The sequence below is a fragment of the Bacteroides sp. 43_46 genome (assembly GCF_001915455.1).
GTDB lineage: Bacteria > Bacteroidota > Bacteroidia > Bacteroidales > Bacteroidaceae > Bacteroides > Bacteroides caccae.
In genome coordinates, this window is sequence record NZ_MNQN01000141.1 from 47,481 (window position 1) to 62,548 (window position 15,068).

Genomic DNA, 15,068 nt, shown 5'->3' on the forward strand with positions numbered 1-15,068 from the left:
TCGTTATTTTTTTGCATAAAGCACCGGATTCAACGCCGGGTCGTTATACATCTTCATCTGTTTATATACTTTCATATATTTTCTTCCGGCTTCAATGTCTGCCAACAACTGTTCGATAGCAGAAGAAAGGTCTTTCTGCTGTTCCAACAGAATATTCAGCTTGGTCCGGCATTGCTCACGATGTTCTTCGGTAGTATCCGTACGTTCCACCTCCTGCTTCATGTGGTAAATTTTCAACGCAAGAATAGAAAGCCGGTCAATTGCCCATGCAGGACTCTCTGTATTGATAGTTGCATCAGAAAGCGGTTTAACAGCTTTGTATTTGTCCAAAAAATAACTATCAATCAGTTCAACCAGATCAGTACGGTCTTGATTGGACTTATCAATTCTTCTTTTCAAAGCCAGTGCTTCTACAGGATCAATTTGAGGGTCACGGATAATATCTTCGAAATGCCATTGAACGGCATCGATCCAATTTTTCAAGTATAAATAATACTCAATCGTCTTCAACTCGTAAGGATTGTTCATCGGTGCATCTACACTGTCCGTTACGTGGTAATCAGTCGTCGATTTCCAAAAAATCTCGTTGCAAAGGTTACTAAATGTCATAATCTTAACTAGCTTATAGATATATAATAGGGCAAATCTATGTAATATTTTTCAGACAAGCAACCCTTTCTTACTTTTTTATTTCCTACCTTTGTGGGAACTAAATACAGATTGTATATGAAAATTATTATCGATAATAAGATACCTTATATAAAAGAGGCTGTCCAGACAATAGCCGACGAAATAATCTACGCCCCCGGAAAGGATTTTACTCCGGAACTGGTACAAAACGCAGATGCGCTGATTATCCGGACCCGTACTCACTGCAATCAGGAATTACTGGAAGGCAGCCGGGTAAAGTTTATAGCTACGGCAACCATAGGGTTCGACCATATCGATACTGAATATTGTAAGCGGGCAGGTATCGAATGGACAAATGCACCCGGTTGCAACTCAGCTTCTGTTGCCCAATATATTCAATCTTCACTCCTGATATGGAAGTCTTTCAAAAATAAGAAACTGGACGAACTGACTATTGGAATCGTAGGAGTAGGAAATGTGGGGAGTAAAGTTGCCAAAGTCGCCGAAGACTTCGGCATACGCGTTCTACTGAACGATCTACCACGGGAAGAAAAAGAAGGAAAAGAATCCTTTACCTCTTTAAATAAGATAGCGGAAGAATGTGACATCATCACTTTTCACGTACCTTTATATAAAGAAGGCAAATACAAAACATTCCACCTGGCAGATGAAGATTTCTTCAATTCGCTAAAACGCAAACCTGTTATCATTAATACTTCACGAGGAGAAGTTATCGACACAGGCACTCTCTTGAAGGCATTGAACAATGGTTCTATCTCAGACGCTATTATTGATGTATGGGAACACGAACCGGAAATCAATCGTGAATTATTAGAGAAAGTGATTATCGGCACTCCACACATTGCCGGATATTCCGCTGACGGCAAGGCTAACGCAACGCGAATGTCGCTGGATGCAATCTGTAAGTTCTTCCATATAGAGGGAAAGTATGAAATTAACGCTCCCGCACCCACCTCTCCTATCATTCATGCACAAAGTCAGGAAGAAGCATTGCTCCAAATATATAACCCTGTCGAAGACAGCGACCGGCTGAAAGCTCAACCGGAACTGTTTGAAGAATTACGGGGAAACTATCCGTTACGAAGAGAAGAAAAAGCCTACATAATAAAAATCGAATAAAACAATTTCTCACATATATTTATAAAGTTCTTTTCAACTCACCTGCTATCTTCCGAGAATGCATCACCACACCTTCCCTAATCAGATGATAACGCGAGTCATAGAACATACTATCAGGATAAACACAACCGGAAGGTTCCAAATAATAAGGAAAGCCTATAGCCTTCAAACTCTCCGAGATACGGTTAATGGCCAAAGAATCATTTTGAAAAGAAGAACGACAATATGGAGGAGGCAAGAAGAAAATAGTCACCCCCCGCTCACTTAAAATAGATATTTTCTCTTTTAAATCTATAAAAACTTTTTCATCGGGTGATACCATAGGTAATGGGGCACTGTCCCAATGTCCGGCAGAAGATAGATTATAATGTCCGGTATAATCACCATATTCATTATATTTGGTACGAACTTCCATATTCTCCGGTATATCTTCTATATCCATACCTATCCGTTTTACACGTTTACGAATCAAGCGATACATCGAAAAAAAATTATGTGTATTTACCATATTATATAAGGCCTTTCCCCATTCATGCTTTATCAGATACATATCAGTCAGACCTTCATCCCCATAATAACTGCCCTCCTTAAGAAAATGATTATATTCTGCAGAAACGAGCAACACATCTCCTTTTCGTAAATGGTCGTAAACCTCCTCAAACATATAATTCAATCCCAACCCGATATGTATTCCCATATTCACAGGTTCCAGATGTAATGTATCTCTCAGAATGGAAGAATCAAAGCCAAAGCGGGCGTTAGAACCACCTATTATTAGCAAGCGGGACTGATTTCCCAATTCTTCCAAACGCTTTTCTTTATCCAGTGCAGACGCATAATTCACATATGTCAAATCATCTTGCCATGCTAAAAAGACCAACGTTCCCCAACACAATGCATTAATAACAGCTACGGGAATTAATGCTAAAAGAAGATTTCTTAAGAACTTTCTCATATTCCTTATTTAGAATTGAAAATAAATGAACTCCGAGGACTTACCCATGGTTATCTCTATGAATAAGATTACAAACGTCAGGATAGCAACGCGCAATGATTTACTTTTTAGAAATTGAATCTGCAACGCATATGGCTTATCTCGCTGAAACCATTCCAGAATCCAGAAAAGCAGAATATACAATCCTACCTCCAAAGAGTGGGAAGGCATATTGCCGGTAGACTGTTGCATAGAAAAAAGTCGTCCGATATAGCCGATAGCTTGTTCCATATTTTCTGCCCGGAACAGTATCCAGCCGATTACTACCAGAAAAAATGTTGTTCCTATCTGAATAGCCTCCTTCCAGGAAGGAAGAAGTTTTCCTTCTGCCACAATGCCACGATATTTTCTATTGGAAGAAGTAAGTAATAAAGGCAGGAATAATAAAGCATGGAAAAGTCCCCAGCAAATAAATGTCCAGTTAGCTCCATGCCAGAAGCCGCTTACGAGAAATATAATAAAAGTATTCCGCACACTTTTCCACTTCCCTACCCGGCTTCCGCCTAAAGGAATATAAATGTAATCTCTAAACCATGTCGTTAGCGAAATATGCCATCTTCTCCAAAACTCCGCTATATTACGCGAGATATACGGATAATCGAAATTCTTCATTAATTTAATCCCGAGCAACTTGGCTGTACCGATAGCTATATCCGAATAACCGGAAAAATCACAGTAGATTTGAAAGGTGAAGAAGACAGCTCCTAAAAATAGTTGTATGCTTCCCAACTGTTGGTAATTGCTAAAAACGATATCGACCAATCGGCTACAATTATCGGCTATCACCATTTTCTTAAATAACCCGTACAGTATCTGCTGCATTCCGTCTACTGCCTGTCCATAATCGAACGTGCGAACTTTCAAGAACTGCGGCAACAAGTTAGTAGCCCTTTCGATAGGACCTGCCACTAATTGAGGAAAGAAACTGATAAAAGCAAAAAATGCCACCATATCATGTGTAGGTTTCATTTTATGCTGATATATATCAATAGTATAGCTGAGAGCCTGAAAAGTGTAAAAGCTGATTCCAACAGGAAGCAGAATATCTAATGTTACCCAATCCAACTTAATCCCGAAAGTCTCAAATAAGGACACAAAGTTCTCAGAAAAGAAATTAAAGTACTTAAATATGCATAACACCAACAAATTCAATGTAATATTAGCCGCACATATCCATCGTTGAATCAAACGACGTTCTTGCCGCTCTATCAGGATTCCGCTAGCATAACTACACAAAGTAGTAAATGCTATTAAAATTAGAAAACGCCAGTCCCACCAACCATAAAAGATATAACTACTGATTACAACAAATATATTTTGTAATTTCAAACGTTTAAAAATAAACCAGTATCCGATAAAAAACAATGGCAAGAATATTACATATTCTATTGAATTGAACAACATAACAGTTTAGAAGGCTAATTTAGTGTGGGGATTATAACGTCGTTATAATCTGTTCTATTACTCGTGGGAAATGTTCGTACTCTAAAGCGTGTACCTTCTCGGCGACATCCCCAGGAGAATCTGTCGGAAGAACGGGACAGGTCGCCCGAAAGATCGTATCTCCTTCATCATAGTGTTCATTAATATAATGTATAGTAATACCGCTTTCTTTTTCACCGGCAGCAACCACAGCCTGGTGAACACGATCTCCATACATCCCCTTCCCGCCGAACTTCGGAAGAAGTGCAGGATGTATATTTATGATTTTATCGGCACGCGGACAAGGAATCCTGCCAGCACAATAAAATCAATTCGATACTCCTGCAAAACAGCCAGAATTTCATCTCCGGCTATCCAATCTTCCTTTGTAAACACGTTACAGGGCACTCCTAGACGGTGTGCACGCTCCAAAACATAGGCATCACTTTTGTTGGAAAGCACCAATGACACCAGAGCAGAGTCATTCTTTTGGAAATACCGGATAATATTCTCGGCATTAGAGCCGGAACCGGAAGCGAAAATAGCGATGTTTTTCTTCATAACTCTCGATTTCAATGCACAAAACAGTGAAAAATGTGCAAAACATTGCATTTATTTAGTCAAATATTTGCGCAAAACGATAAATATTCATTCCTTTGCACCGCAAATTTAAAGAAATAAAACTAATTATTAATTAAAAACTTAGAAATTGCATCAAGAGTAAAAGCGATTATCGTTGATAAATTAGGCGTAGAAGAATCAGAAGTTACTAACGAAGCAAGCTTCACTAACGACCTGGGAGCAGATTCTCTTGACACTGTAGAACTTATCATGGAATTCGAAAAAGAATTCGGTATCTCTATTCCTGATGACTAAGTAATTATCCGATTTCATCAATATGGAATTAAAAAGAGTGGTAGTAACAGGCCTTGGCGCCATTACTCCTGTTGGCAATGGTGTGCCCGAATTTTGGGAGAATATTGTGAACGGGGTTAGTGGAGCAGGGCCTATTACTCATTTTGATGCGTCGCTATTCAAGACCCAATTCGCATGCGAAGTGAAAAACTTCGATGTAACGAAATATATCGATCGTAAAGAGGCAAGGAAAATGGATCTGTACACTCAGTACGCCATTGCAGTTGCCAAAGAAGCGGTAGCAGACTCCGGTCTTGATGTAGAAAAAGAAGACTTGAACAGAATCGGTGTTATTTTTGGCGCCGGTATCGGTGGTATACATACATTTGAAGAGGAAGTAGGCAACTACTACACTCGTCAGGAAATGGGTCCGAAGTTTAATCCGTTCTTCATCCCGAAGATGATCTCGGATATCGCTGCCGGACAGATTTCTATCATGTATGGCTTCCATGGTCCTAACTACGCGACTTGTTCGGCATGTGCTACTTCTACCAATGCCATTGCAGATGCGTTTAACCTGATTCGTCTGGGCAAAGCAAATGTGATTGTATCCGGTGGTTCGGAAGCGGCTATCTTCCCCGCAGGTGTAGGCGGTTTCAATGCTATGCATGCTCTGTCAACCCGCAACGACGAGCCCGAAAAGGCTTCACGTCCGTTCAGTGCAAGCCGTGACGGCTTCATCATGGGCGAAGGTGGCGGTTGCTTGATTCTGGAAGAATTGGAACATGCGAAAGCCCGTGGTGCTAAAATCTATGCAGAAGTTGCCGGCGTAGGCATGTCTGCTGATGCACATCACCTGACAGCTTCTCATCCGGAAGGTCTTGGAGCCAAACTTGTGATGATGAATGCATTGGAAGATGCGGAAATGGACCCGAAAGAAGTGGATTATATCAATGTACACGGTACATCTACTCCGGTTGGTGACATTTCGGAAGCAAAAGCGATTAAAGAAGTATTCGGTGATCATGCGTTCGAGTTGAACATCAGTTCAACAAAATCAATGACAGGTCACTTGCTGGGTGCTGCCGGTGCGGTAGAATCAATTGCAAGTATCCTTGCCATCAAGAACGGCATTGTTCCCCCGACTATCAACCATGAAGAAGGTGACGACGACGAAAATATCGACTATAACCTTAATTTCACGTTCAATAAAGCACAGAAACGCGAAGTTAATGTTGCCTTGTCCAACACATTCGGATTCGGCGGTCATAATGCGTGCGTTATCTTCAAAAAATACGCTGAGTAAAATCGTGTTACGAAACCAAATAGATAAGATAAGGCTCTTGTTCCACAGGGATAGAGAGTCTTATCTTTGTTTTTACCGGATACTCGGTTTCTACCCGCGTAACATCCAGCTCTATGAGCAGGCTCTCTTACATAAATCCTCATCTGTCCGTTCGGACAAGGGGCGTCCGTTAAACAATGAGCGTCTGGAATTTTTAGGTGATGCCATTCTCGACGCTATCGTAGGCGATATCGTCTACAAACGTTTTGAAGGGAAGCGGGAAGGTTTCCTGACAAACACACGTTCCAAGATTGTACAACGGGAGACTTTAAACAAACTTGCCGTAGAGATCGGACTGGACAAACTTATTAAATATTCAACCCGTTCTTCTTCCCACAACAGCTATATGTACGGGAATGCTTTCGAGGCATTTATCGGAGCGATCTACCTGGACCAAGGATATGAACGCTGCAAACAGTTTATGGAGCAGCGAATCATTAATCGTTATATTGATCTGGATAAAATCTCCCGTAAAGAAGTAAACTTCAAATCAAAACTGATCGAATGGAGCCAAAAGAGCAAACTGGAGGTTTCTTTTGAACTGATTGAGCAATTCCTTGATCAGGACAGCAATCCTGTTTTCCAGACAGAAGTACGCATTGAAGGACTTCCTGCCGGAACCGGAACCGGATATTCCAAGAAAGAATCCCAACAGAATGCCGCCCAGATGGCTATAAAGAAAGTAAAGGACCCGATTTTCATGGCAACCGTCAACGAAACCAAAATGCAGCAATCAGCAATGGCAGCCGAACCTGAACCCGAAATGGATGCAGACTCTGATATCGAATTACTGAATGACAATATATTGGAAGAAAATGAGTTCGACAATGAGATTACGGCAGAACCGATCGTGAAATCTATCCAAAGCAAATCCCCATGCGACGTCCCTGAATCACCAGATCGTGATCTTCACTAACCAACTTTAGTTTCCCAGCCACTTCTTCCAAAGGGATAGAAGCAATAGTATCTCCTTTTAGTGCAACCATACGCCCGAATTCCCCGTTGGCAATCAGTTCCGTCGCGTGTCCGCCCATCCGGGTAGAGAGATTACGGTCATAAGGAGTAGGCGAACCACCACGTTGAATATACCCTAATACGGTTTCACGGGTTTCAATACCCGTCTCATACTCTATTTCCTGTGCAATGTATTCCGCAGCACGTTTACGGCCGTCCGTCCGAATGCCTTCAGCTACTACTACAATAGAATATGGTTTCCCCTTTTTCAATCTTTCCAGAATAGTGTTTCCTATGTTTTTAATGCTATAAGGTATTTCAGGCACAAGAATAACATCTCCCCCTCCTGCCATACCGGAATACAAAGCAATCCAACCCGCTTTATGTCCCATGACTTCAATCACCATCACCCTTTTATGAGAACTTGCGGTAGAATGCAACCGGTCGATAGCATCTGTAGCAATACTTACAGCCGAGTCGAAACCAAAAGAGATATCCGTCCCCCAGATATCGTTGTCAATGGTTTTAGGAACCGAAACGATATTTACACCCATGGCAGCAAATTTGGCAGCCGTCTTTTGCGTTCCGTTTCCACCGATACAGACAACACAATCCAATCCCATTTCCCGAATATTCTGAAAGATCAGTGCAGGTTTATCGACATCCGAAATAACACCTCCTTTTTTAAAAGGCTTCTCGCGGGAAGTCCCCAACATCGTTCCACCAAGATTCAGCAAACCCGATAAAGATTTATCGGTAAAGGATTCTACATCTTTTGTGAGCAACCCCTGAAAGCCGCTATGAATACCTACCACTTCCATACCGTAGTAGTTAATGGCAGTTTTGCACACGCCACGAATAGTGGCATTTATACCGGGGCAATCTCCCCCTGATGTTAAGATTCCGATTCTCATTGTCGCATTTTTTAGTCTAAAACTCGGAGATTATATGAAAGCCGTCAATTTTTAACGATTATTTCCGTCGTAAAGATAGAAAAAAAAGATAAATAAGTTACTTTTGCACGACTAAACATTATTATGTTAAAGCAGAAATGAATATTACAAAAATTATTAGTAAGACTTTTGATTCCCGTTTAAAACAGATAGACCTATATGCTACTCAGGCCAGTGAGATACAGCATAGTGTACTAAACCGCTTAGTACATCAGGCTGCTCAGACAGAATGGGGAAAAAAGTACGACTATTCCTCGATCCGCAGCTATGAAGACTTCAGAAAACGTGTTCCAATCCAGACTTATGAGGAAATCAAGCCGTATGTAGAACGTTTGCGGGCAGGAGAACAGAATCTGCTTTGGCCGTCGGAAATACGTTGGTTCGCCAAATCTTCCGGAACGACAAATGATAAAAGTAAATTCCTCCCTGTCAGTAAGGAAGCACTGCAAGACATTCATTACAGAGGAGGAAAAGACGCTGCCGCACTTTACTTCCGCATCAACCCGGACAGCCATTTCTTTTCAGGAAAAGGATTGATCCTAGGGGGAAGCCATAGTCCGAATCTCAATTCTAATCATAGCCTGGTAGGAGATTTATCTGCTATTTTGATTCAAAATGTCAATCCGCTTATCAATTTTGTCCGTGTGCCCAGCAAGAAAATCGCACTAATGAGCGAATGGGAAACCAAGATAGAGGCGATAGCCAACAGTACTATTCCGGTCAACGTCACAAGTTTATCCGGCGTACCGTCGTGGATGTTGGTGCTTATCAAACGGATCCTTGAAAAAACAGGCAAACAGACGTTGGAAGAAGTATGGCCGAATCTGGAAGTTTTCTTCCACGGAGGAGTTGCATTTACTCCTTACCGTGAGCAATACAAGCAAGTGATTCATTCACCGAAGATGCACTATGTAGAAACCTACAATGCTTCCGAGGGTTATTTCGGCACACAGAACGATCTTTCAGATCCTGCAATGTTGCTGATGATCGACTACGGAATCTTCTACGAATTTGTTCCGTTGGAAGAAGTTGACAAAGAGAATCCACGTGCCTATTGCCTTGAGGAAGTGGAGCTTAACAAGAATTACGCAATGGTCATTTCGACCTCTTGCGGTTTGTGGAGGTATATGATTGGGGATACAGTGAAATTTACCGGCAAGAACCCTTATAAATTTGTCATTACCGGACGAACCAAACATTTCATCAATGCTTTTGGCGAGGAACTAATCGTAGATAATGCGGAAAAAGGACTGGCAAAGGCTTGTTCGGAAACAGGGGCGCAAGTGAGTGAATATTCTGCCGCACCGGTGTTTATGGACGAACATGCCAAATGCCGCCACCAATGGTTAATAGAGTTCGCTAAAATGCCGGATTCCGTTGAGAAGTTCGCAGCAATACTGGATGCAACATTAAAGGAAGTAAACTCCGACTATGAGGCGAAACGTTGGAAAGATATTGCATTGCAACCCTTGGAAGTAATCGTTGCCCGACCGGGACTATTCCATGACTGGCTGGCACAGAGAGGGAAGTTGGGAGGACAGCACAAAGTCCCCAGACTCAGCAATACACGTGAATACATAGAGACAATGCTGGCGTTGAATTCCAGCCCTCAAATATAGAGAAACTTATCATATAGTTATTACAGGTTTTCTTTTTTGCAAAGATTACTTGCCTGAGACCCGGGTGTCGTGTAGACGGAATCCGGGTCTCAGCATGGATGAGACTTGGGTTCGCACAAGTTATTCTGGCTGTCGGATAGTTATCGGGCTTTTACTATAATCCCTCCCCCCAGCAGCAAATCATCTTTATAGAATGCGGCAGCTTGTCCCGGAGCAATAGCAGTCAACGGTTCATGAAGCTGTATATGCAATAAGTGTTCCGGAGTAACAGTTACCGTACCGTGATTCTCCTGTTTGCGGTACCGTATCTTCACGATTATATCAGAACAACCGAGTACACGGTTTTCGTTTATCAAGTTCCAATTATCCAGCCACATTTCTGTTTTCTCTAGAGATTGAAGAGGGGCAAGTACTATCTCATTCTTTTCCGGAAATATATCTTTCACAAAAACAGGACGATTCAGATGTATCCCTAGCCCGCGTCTCTGTCCGATGGTATAAAAAGGATATCCTTCATGCCAAGCAATAAAATGCCCCGTTTCATCGACAAACCGCCCGCGTCTGACTATTTCTGACCATTTCTGACCATGTGCGGTAAAAAGCTGATCATGTTTATCCAACCAGTTTTTTAAAAAACTCCGATAATCCATTGGACAGAAACAAACCCCTAAGCTGTCCTTTTTAGTAGCAACTTTCCGGAAGCCACGTTCAGCAGCCAATGCACGGGCTTCCACTTTCGTGATATCCCCCATTGGCAATAACATTCTACGGAGAATATCTTGTTTCAATCCCCATAAAAAGAACGTCTGATCCTTGTCCGAATCAGTCGCAGATGTGATATAATAGGTACCTTCCAACTTAACTTTCCGAACGTAATGCCCTGTGGCAATATAGAATATGCCCATTTCATCGGCAAGTTCCGCTAACAACGGCCATTTCAAATAATTATTGCATAAGGTACAGGGAACCGGCGTACGCCCCGCCATATATTCCTGCACGAAATACTCAATGATCTGCTTATTGAATACTTCACGGGCATCGTACGTTATATGACGGATTCCCAAATGCTCCGCCAAACTACGGGCATCTTCCAGATATTCGGTCGAGCCATTTAATTCATAAAAACGAAAAGTCACCCCGATCACCTCATATCCGGCCTCCAGCAGTCTCATAGCGGCAACGGAACTATCCGTACCGCCACTCATTCCTAACAATACTCGTTTGTTTTCTTCTATCATGCTGCAAAATTAAGGATTTTCCCGTATCTTTGTCAGTTAAAGCCCAAAGAGAATGAGAGAGAAAACAACTAACGGACAAGTCATCATCGTTTATACAGAGCATCCTGTGTTTGGTATACTACTGATCCCTTACATAGCAGAGCGACTGGAAGATGGCACGTTGCAGTTGATTGAACAGGCTTTTCACGCTTCTCCCGAAGCTATTGAACAAATGAATGAAGCAGAAAGACAAGCCATCGACATCGCTTCTCACTATACAGAGAAATATTTAATGGGAGCCTATTCCCGCGAAAAGACAGTATCACGCTTCCTGCATAAGTTATCTCAAGATCCTGAGAAAGTAAAGAATAACATTCGGCCATTTATTGAAGGCAAACTACTCGAGATGCTTACTCTCATACGGGAAAACGGGTTATCTTTTTATCAGAAACAGCCCGGAAGCAAAGTGTTGTACGCCCACCATGCTTATCACGTACATCCACATGACGCCGAAGTCCGCTTTACATTTCATGTCGACAGCACTACTTTCCGCTATCAACTGCAATGTTATTATGAGAAGCAACCATTTTCATTGGACGACCAAAAACCCGTTATCGCATTAACTGCCTCACCGGCTACTCTATTGTTAGGGATGAATTTATACTTCTTTCCACACATAGATAGTGTCCGGCTCTTACCCTTCACCAAGAAAAAGGCAATTAGTGCAAGTGCCGCTCAACTCGAAAAGTATATCGACAATATTGTCATTCCGATTGCACGCTATCACGAAATCATAACCGAAGGGTGGGATATCCCTGAAGAAAGATGTGCCTGCGAAGCATTACTGTCACTTGAAGACATCACTCATAGCGAACAGTTGTTGCAGCTTGGTTTTCGTTATAGAGACCAGCTATTTACATCAGACAACGGAGCAGCAATGAAGAAAATCATTTATCGGAAAGACTCCGGTGAGGTATCCTTCTTCCGGCGGGATATTGTCGCCGAAAAAAAAGCGATTCAGCTTTTAGAAAGCTCCGGTCTGCAACGTATCGGTGATATCCATTTCAAGTTATCAGCCGGTTCTTCTGAGAAAACACTTGTTGAGTGGATCAATAAGCATCGGGAGATGTTACAATCGGACTTTCAACTGACCGGCCATATGGGAAACACTCCTTACTGCCTGGACGAAATACATATCGAGCAGAGCTGTGACGATGAAGTAGTAGACTGGTTTGAGTTACATATCACCGTTGTTGTCGGCAACCTGCGCATTCCTTTCTCACGCTTCCGCAAGCATATCCTCGAAGAAAAGAGAGAATATCTGCTGCCGGACGGACGCATGATCCTTTTACCCGAGGAATGGTTCAGTAAGTATGCGAACTTGTTGGAAATGGGAGTTCAGACAGAGCAGGGAATACGATTGAAGCATACATTTATAGGCGCCGCGCAAGCTGCCTTGGGAGGAACAGGACTTAAAAAGTTCTCTGGCAAAAATCAGATTAAGAATGTTTCCGTCCCTAAAGCACTAAAAGCAACATTACGTCCTTACCAGCAGAAAGGATTCTCATGGATGATGCATCTGCATAAACTAGGATTCGGCGGATGTCTGGCAGACGATATGGGACTGGGGAAAACTCTCCAGACACTTACGTTGTTACAACATATATATAAATCGCCCGCCTCAAGGAAAGCAGCCACTCTCATCGTCGTTCCTACGTCGCTGTTGCACAACTGGCGACGGGAAGCGAAACGCTTTACAACGCTTTCAATGATTGAATATAACAGTAGCATCGTCGTGCCCCCCAATCATCCCGGGAAGTTCTTCGGACGTTTCCAGTTGATATTCACAACGTATGGCATGATGCGCAACAACATCGACCTGCTTTCTTCTTACAAATTCGAATATATCGTACTCGATGAGAGCCAAAATATTAAGAACAGCGAATCGCTCACCTTCCGTTCTGCACTCCAACTGGAAAGCAAGTATCGGCTTGTACTTACGGGCACACCTATCGAAAATTCACTGAAAGATCTGTGGGCACAATTCCGTTTCATCCAACCGGACTTACTGGGAACTGAGAGCGCTTTTCAAAAACAATTCATGATTCCGATCCGCCAAGGCAATACCCGTGTAGAAGCACAGTTACAACAACTGATATCCCCATTTATTCTTCGCAGAAGCAAAAGTGAAGTGGCTCCGGAACTTCCCCCGCTTACCGAAGAAACGATCTATTGTGACATGCCCGAAGAACAAAATACTCTTTACGAACAAGAAAAAAATAGTTTGCGGAATATCCTGCTCCAACATCCTCAAAGTATGGATAAACTTCATTCTTTCAGTATCTTGAACGGCATCCTGCGGCTACGCCAACTTGCCTGTCATCCGCAACTCATCTATCCGGACTTTAACGGTGCATCCGGCAAAGCGATACAAATAATAGAAATATTCGACACACTACGGAGTGAAGGACATAAAGTACTGATTTTCTCATCCTTCGTCAAACATCTGGAAGTCCTCGCCGAAGCGTTTCGCGAACGGGGCTGGAAATATGCACTACTGACAGGAGCAACCAACAACCGGCCGTCCGAAATTGCCCATTTCACCGAGCAGAAAGACGTACAAGCCTTCCTTATCTCTCTGAAAGCCGGAGGCGTAGGACTTAATCTGACGCAAGCCGACTATGTGTTTATTATCGATCCGTGGTGGAATCCCGCCGCCGAATCGCAGGCTATTGCCCGTGCCCACCGCATCGGACAGGACAAGCAGGTTATCGCCTATCGCTTCATTACCCAGAACAGTATTGAAGAAAAGATTCTCTATCTGCAAGATGAAAAACGAAAGTTAGCAGAAACATTTGTTACCGACAGCGAAACATTGCCTGCATTGAGCAATGAACAGTGGGTGGATTTGCTAAAATAAAAACTGCATCTTTATATGGACTGTCTTGCAAGAATACTTTTTTACTTTATCTTTGCACGCAAAATGACACTGCATGAAATACAAGCTTATCGTGCTCGACCTTGACGGCACACTCACCAACTCTAAAAAAGTAATTACTCCCCGCAACCGGGAAATATTGATACGTGTACAAGAACAGGGCGTCCGTCTGGTTCTTGCTTCCGGTCGTCCGACTTATGGCATTGTGCCGTTGGCAAATGAATTGCGCATGAATGAGTTCGGCGGATTTATCTTATCCTACAACGGAGGGGAAATCATCAATTGGGAAACACAGGAAATGATCTATGAGAATGTATTGCCGAACGATGTCGTCCCCGTACTCTATGAGTGCGCCCGCAGCCACCAGTTAAGCATACTGACTTACGACGGAGCAGAAATCGTAACCGAAAACTCTCAGGACCCGTATGTTCAAAAAGAGGCTTTCCTGAATAAAATGGCAGTTCGGGAAACAAACGACTTCCTGACAGACATCACGCTTCCGGTAGCTAAATGCTTGATTGTGGGAGATGCCGACAAGCTTATCCCCTTAGAAGCCGAACTTTGTCTTCGGTTGCAAGGACGTATCAACGTATTCCGTTCAGAGCCTTACTTTCTCGAACTAGTCCCGCAAGGAATCGACAAAGCCCTGTCTCTTGCCGTATTATTAAAAGAAATAGGAGTAGAACGCAAAGAAATGATAGCAATAGGCGACGGCTACAATGACTTGTCCATGATAAAGTTTGCAGGACTAGGCATTGCCATGGGCAACGCACAGGAACCGGTGAAGAAAGCGGCGGACTATATCACTCTGAGCAATGAAGAAGACGGAGTGGCGGAAGCACTGGAACACTTTTACTATAAATTTACGTAGCATCATATGCTCACAATTCCTTTTTCAACCGTACCTTCATAACCTTTGACTGTATGTCTTATACTCTGTTTCAGCAGTATGCAGAGTAGCTATCGTATATCAATCTTACCATTATATAGCTCGTTGCACT

The 15,068-nt window shown here is 42.6% G+C and carries 12 protein-coding genes and 1 pseudogene; 7 read left to right on the forward strand and 6 right to left on the reverse strand.

The features are described 5' to 3' along the window. Positions 1–3 precede the first annotated feature (3 nt). A complete protein-coding gene (locus tag BHV72_RS18020) occupies positions 4–609 on the reverse strand; it encodes a DUF4254 domain-containing protein (protein WP_005682437.1) in 606 nt (201 codons plus the stop codon). Between the two features lie 117 nt (positions 610–726). Here BHV72_RS18020 and pdxB point away from each other — a divergent pair, with 117 nt between their 5' ends. After that, a complete protein-coding gene (gene pdxB / locus BHV72_RS18025) occupies positions 727–1,770 on the forward strand; it encodes a 4-phosphoerythronate dehydrogenase PdxB (protein ID WP_286857293.1) in 1,044 nt (347 codons plus the stop codon). Between the two features lie 19 nt (positions 1,771–1,789). Here pdxB and BHV72_RS18030 read toward each other — a convergent pair whose 3' ends face one another. The 3 genes and pseudogenes from BHV72_RS18030 to purN form a co-directional block, all read right to left on the reverse strand. Beyond that, positions 1,790–2,725, reverse strand: a complete 936-nt coding sequence (locus BHV72_RS18030) for a hypothetical protein (RefSeq protein ID WP_130056515.1) — start codon at positions 2,723–2,725, stop codon at positions 1,790–1,792. A gap of 9 nt (positions 2,726–2,734) precedes the next feature. Beyond that, on the reverse strand, positions 2,735–4,168 hold the full coding sequence (locus tag BHV72_RS18035; RefSeq protein ID WP_005676986.1) for an MBOAT family O-acyltransferase: 1,434 nt from the start codon (positions 4,166–4,168) through the stop codon (positions 2,735–2,737). 31 nt (positions 4,169–4,199) lie between these two features. After that, positions 4,200–4,798, reverse strand: a pseudogene (purN, locus tag BHV72_RS18040) (phosphoribosylglycinamide formyltransferase). 81 nt (positions 4,799–4,879) lie between these two features. On the opposite strand from purN, the gene BHV72_RS18045 reads away from it, so the two are divergent. From BHV72_RS18045 to rnc, 3 genes are read left to right on the forward strand one after another with little or no spacing between them, the layout of a single operon-like run. Further along, positions 4,880–5,062: an acyl carrier protein gene (locus BHV72_RS18045; protein WP_286857372.1), complete on the forward strand. Its 183-nt coding sequence runs from the start codon at positions 4,880–4,882 to the stop codon at positions 5,060–5,062. Between the two features lie 22 nt (positions 5,063–5,084). After that, positions 5,085–6,347 carry a beta-ketoacyl-ACP synthase II gene (gene fabF, locus BHV72_RS18050; RefSeq protein WP_005676981.1) on the forward strand — a complete coding sequence of 421 codons (1,263 nt, stop codon included), beginning with the start codon at positions 5,085–5,087 and terminating at the stop codon, positions 6,345–6,347. Next, positions 6,313–7,302 (forward strand): ribonuclease III, encoded by a 990-nt coding sequence (gene rnc, locus BHV72_RS18055; RefSeq protein WP_055170009.1) that lies wholly within the window; start codon positions 6,313–6,315, stop codon positions 7,300–7,302. Before fabF ends, rnc begins: the two co-directional genes overlap by 35 nt. On the opposite strand, the gene BHV72_RS18060 is transcribed toward rnc, so the two are convergent. Then, positions 7,244–8,254 carry an ATP-dependent 6-phosphofructokinase gene (locus BHV72_RS18060; RefSeq protein ID WP_022043117.1) on the reverse strand — a complete coding sequence of 337 codons (1,011 nt, stop codon included), beginning with the start codon at positions 8,252–8,254 and terminating at the stop codon, positions 7,244–7,246. The two genes, rnc and BHV72_RS18060, sit on opposite strands and share 59 nt — an antisense overlap. Positions 8,255–8,391: 137 nt before the next feature. Between BHV72_RS18060 and BHV72_RS18065 the strand changes: the two genes are divergently transcribed. Further along, on the forward strand, positions 8,392–9,912 hold the full coding sequence (locus BHV72_RS18065; RefSeq protein ID WP_005682443.1) for a GH3 auxin-responsive promoter family protein: 1,521 nt from the start codon (positions 8,392–8,394) through the stop codon (positions 9,910–9,912). A 140-nt stretch (positions 9,913–10,052) separates the two neighbouring features. Here BHV72_RS18065 and mnmA read toward each other — a convergent pair whose 3' ends face one another. Beyond that, on the reverse strand, positions 10,053–11,150 hold the full coding sequence (gene mnmA / locus BHV72_RS18070) for a tRNA 2-thiouridine(34) synthase MnmA (RefSeq protein ID WP_195414368.1): 1,098 nt from the start codon (positions 11,148–11,150) through the stop codon (positions 10,053–10,055). Positions 11,151–11,202: 52 nt separating this feature from the next. On the opposite strand from mnmA, the gene BHV72_RS18075 reads away from it, so the two are divergent. Further along, positions 11,203–14,049: a DEAD/DEAH box helicase gene (locus BHV72_RS18075; protein ID WP_122295042.1), complete on the forward strand. Its 2,847-nt coding sequence runs from the start codon at positions 11,203–11,205 to the stop codon at positions 14,047–14,049. 73 nt (positions 14,050–14,122) lie between these two features. Then, on the forward strand, positions 14,123–14,938 hold the full coding sequence (locus tag BHV72_RS18080) for a Cof-type HAD-IIB family hydrolase (RefSeq protein WP_122134472.1): 816 nt from the start codon (positions 14,123–14,125) through the stop codon (positions 14,936–14,938). Positions 14,939–15,068 lie beyond the last annotated feature (130 nt).

Coding starts and splice junctions, on each gene's coding strand:
- BHV72_RS18020 (WP_005682437.1), bottom strand. CDS start 609: ATGACATTTAGTAACCTTTGCAACGAGATTTTTTGGAAATCGACGACT.
- pdxB (WP_286857293.1), top strand. CDS start 727: ATGAAAATTATTATCGATAATAAGATACCTTATATAAAAGAGGCTGTC.
- BHV72_RS18030 (WP_130056515.1), bottom strand. CDS start 2,725: ATGAGAAAGTTCTTAAGAAATCTTCTTTTAGCATTAATTCCCGTAGCT.
- BHV72_RS18035 (WP_005676986.1), bottom strand. CDS start 4,168: ATGTTGTTCAATTCAATAGAATATGTAATATTCTTGCCATTGTTTTTT.
- fabF (WP_005676981.1), top strand. CDS start 5,085: ATGGAATTAAAAAGAGTGGTAGTAACAGGCCTTGGCGCCATTACTCCT.
- rnc (WP_055170009.1), top strand. CDS start 6,313: ATGCGTGCGTTATCTTCAAAAAATACGCTGAGTAAAATCGTGTTACGA.
- BHV72_RS18060 (WP_022043117.1), bottom strand. CDS start 8,254: ATGAGAATCGGAATCTTAACATCAGGGGGAGATTGCCCCGGTATAAAT.
- BHV72_RS18065 (WP_005682443.1), top strand. CDS start 8,392: ATGAATATTACAAAAATTATTAGTAAGACTTTTGATTCCCGTTTAAAA.
- mnmA (WP_195414368.1), bottom strand. CDS start 11,150: ATGATAGAAGAAAACAAACGAGTATTGTTAGGAATGAGTGGCGGTACG.
- BHV72_RS18075 (WP_122295042.1), top strand. CDS start 11,203: ATGAGAGAGAAAACAACTAACGGACAAGTCATCATCGTTTATACAGAG.
- BHV72_RS18080 (WP_122134472.1), top strand. CDS start 14,123: ATGAAATACAAGCTTATCGTGCTCGACCTTGACGGCACACTCACCAAC.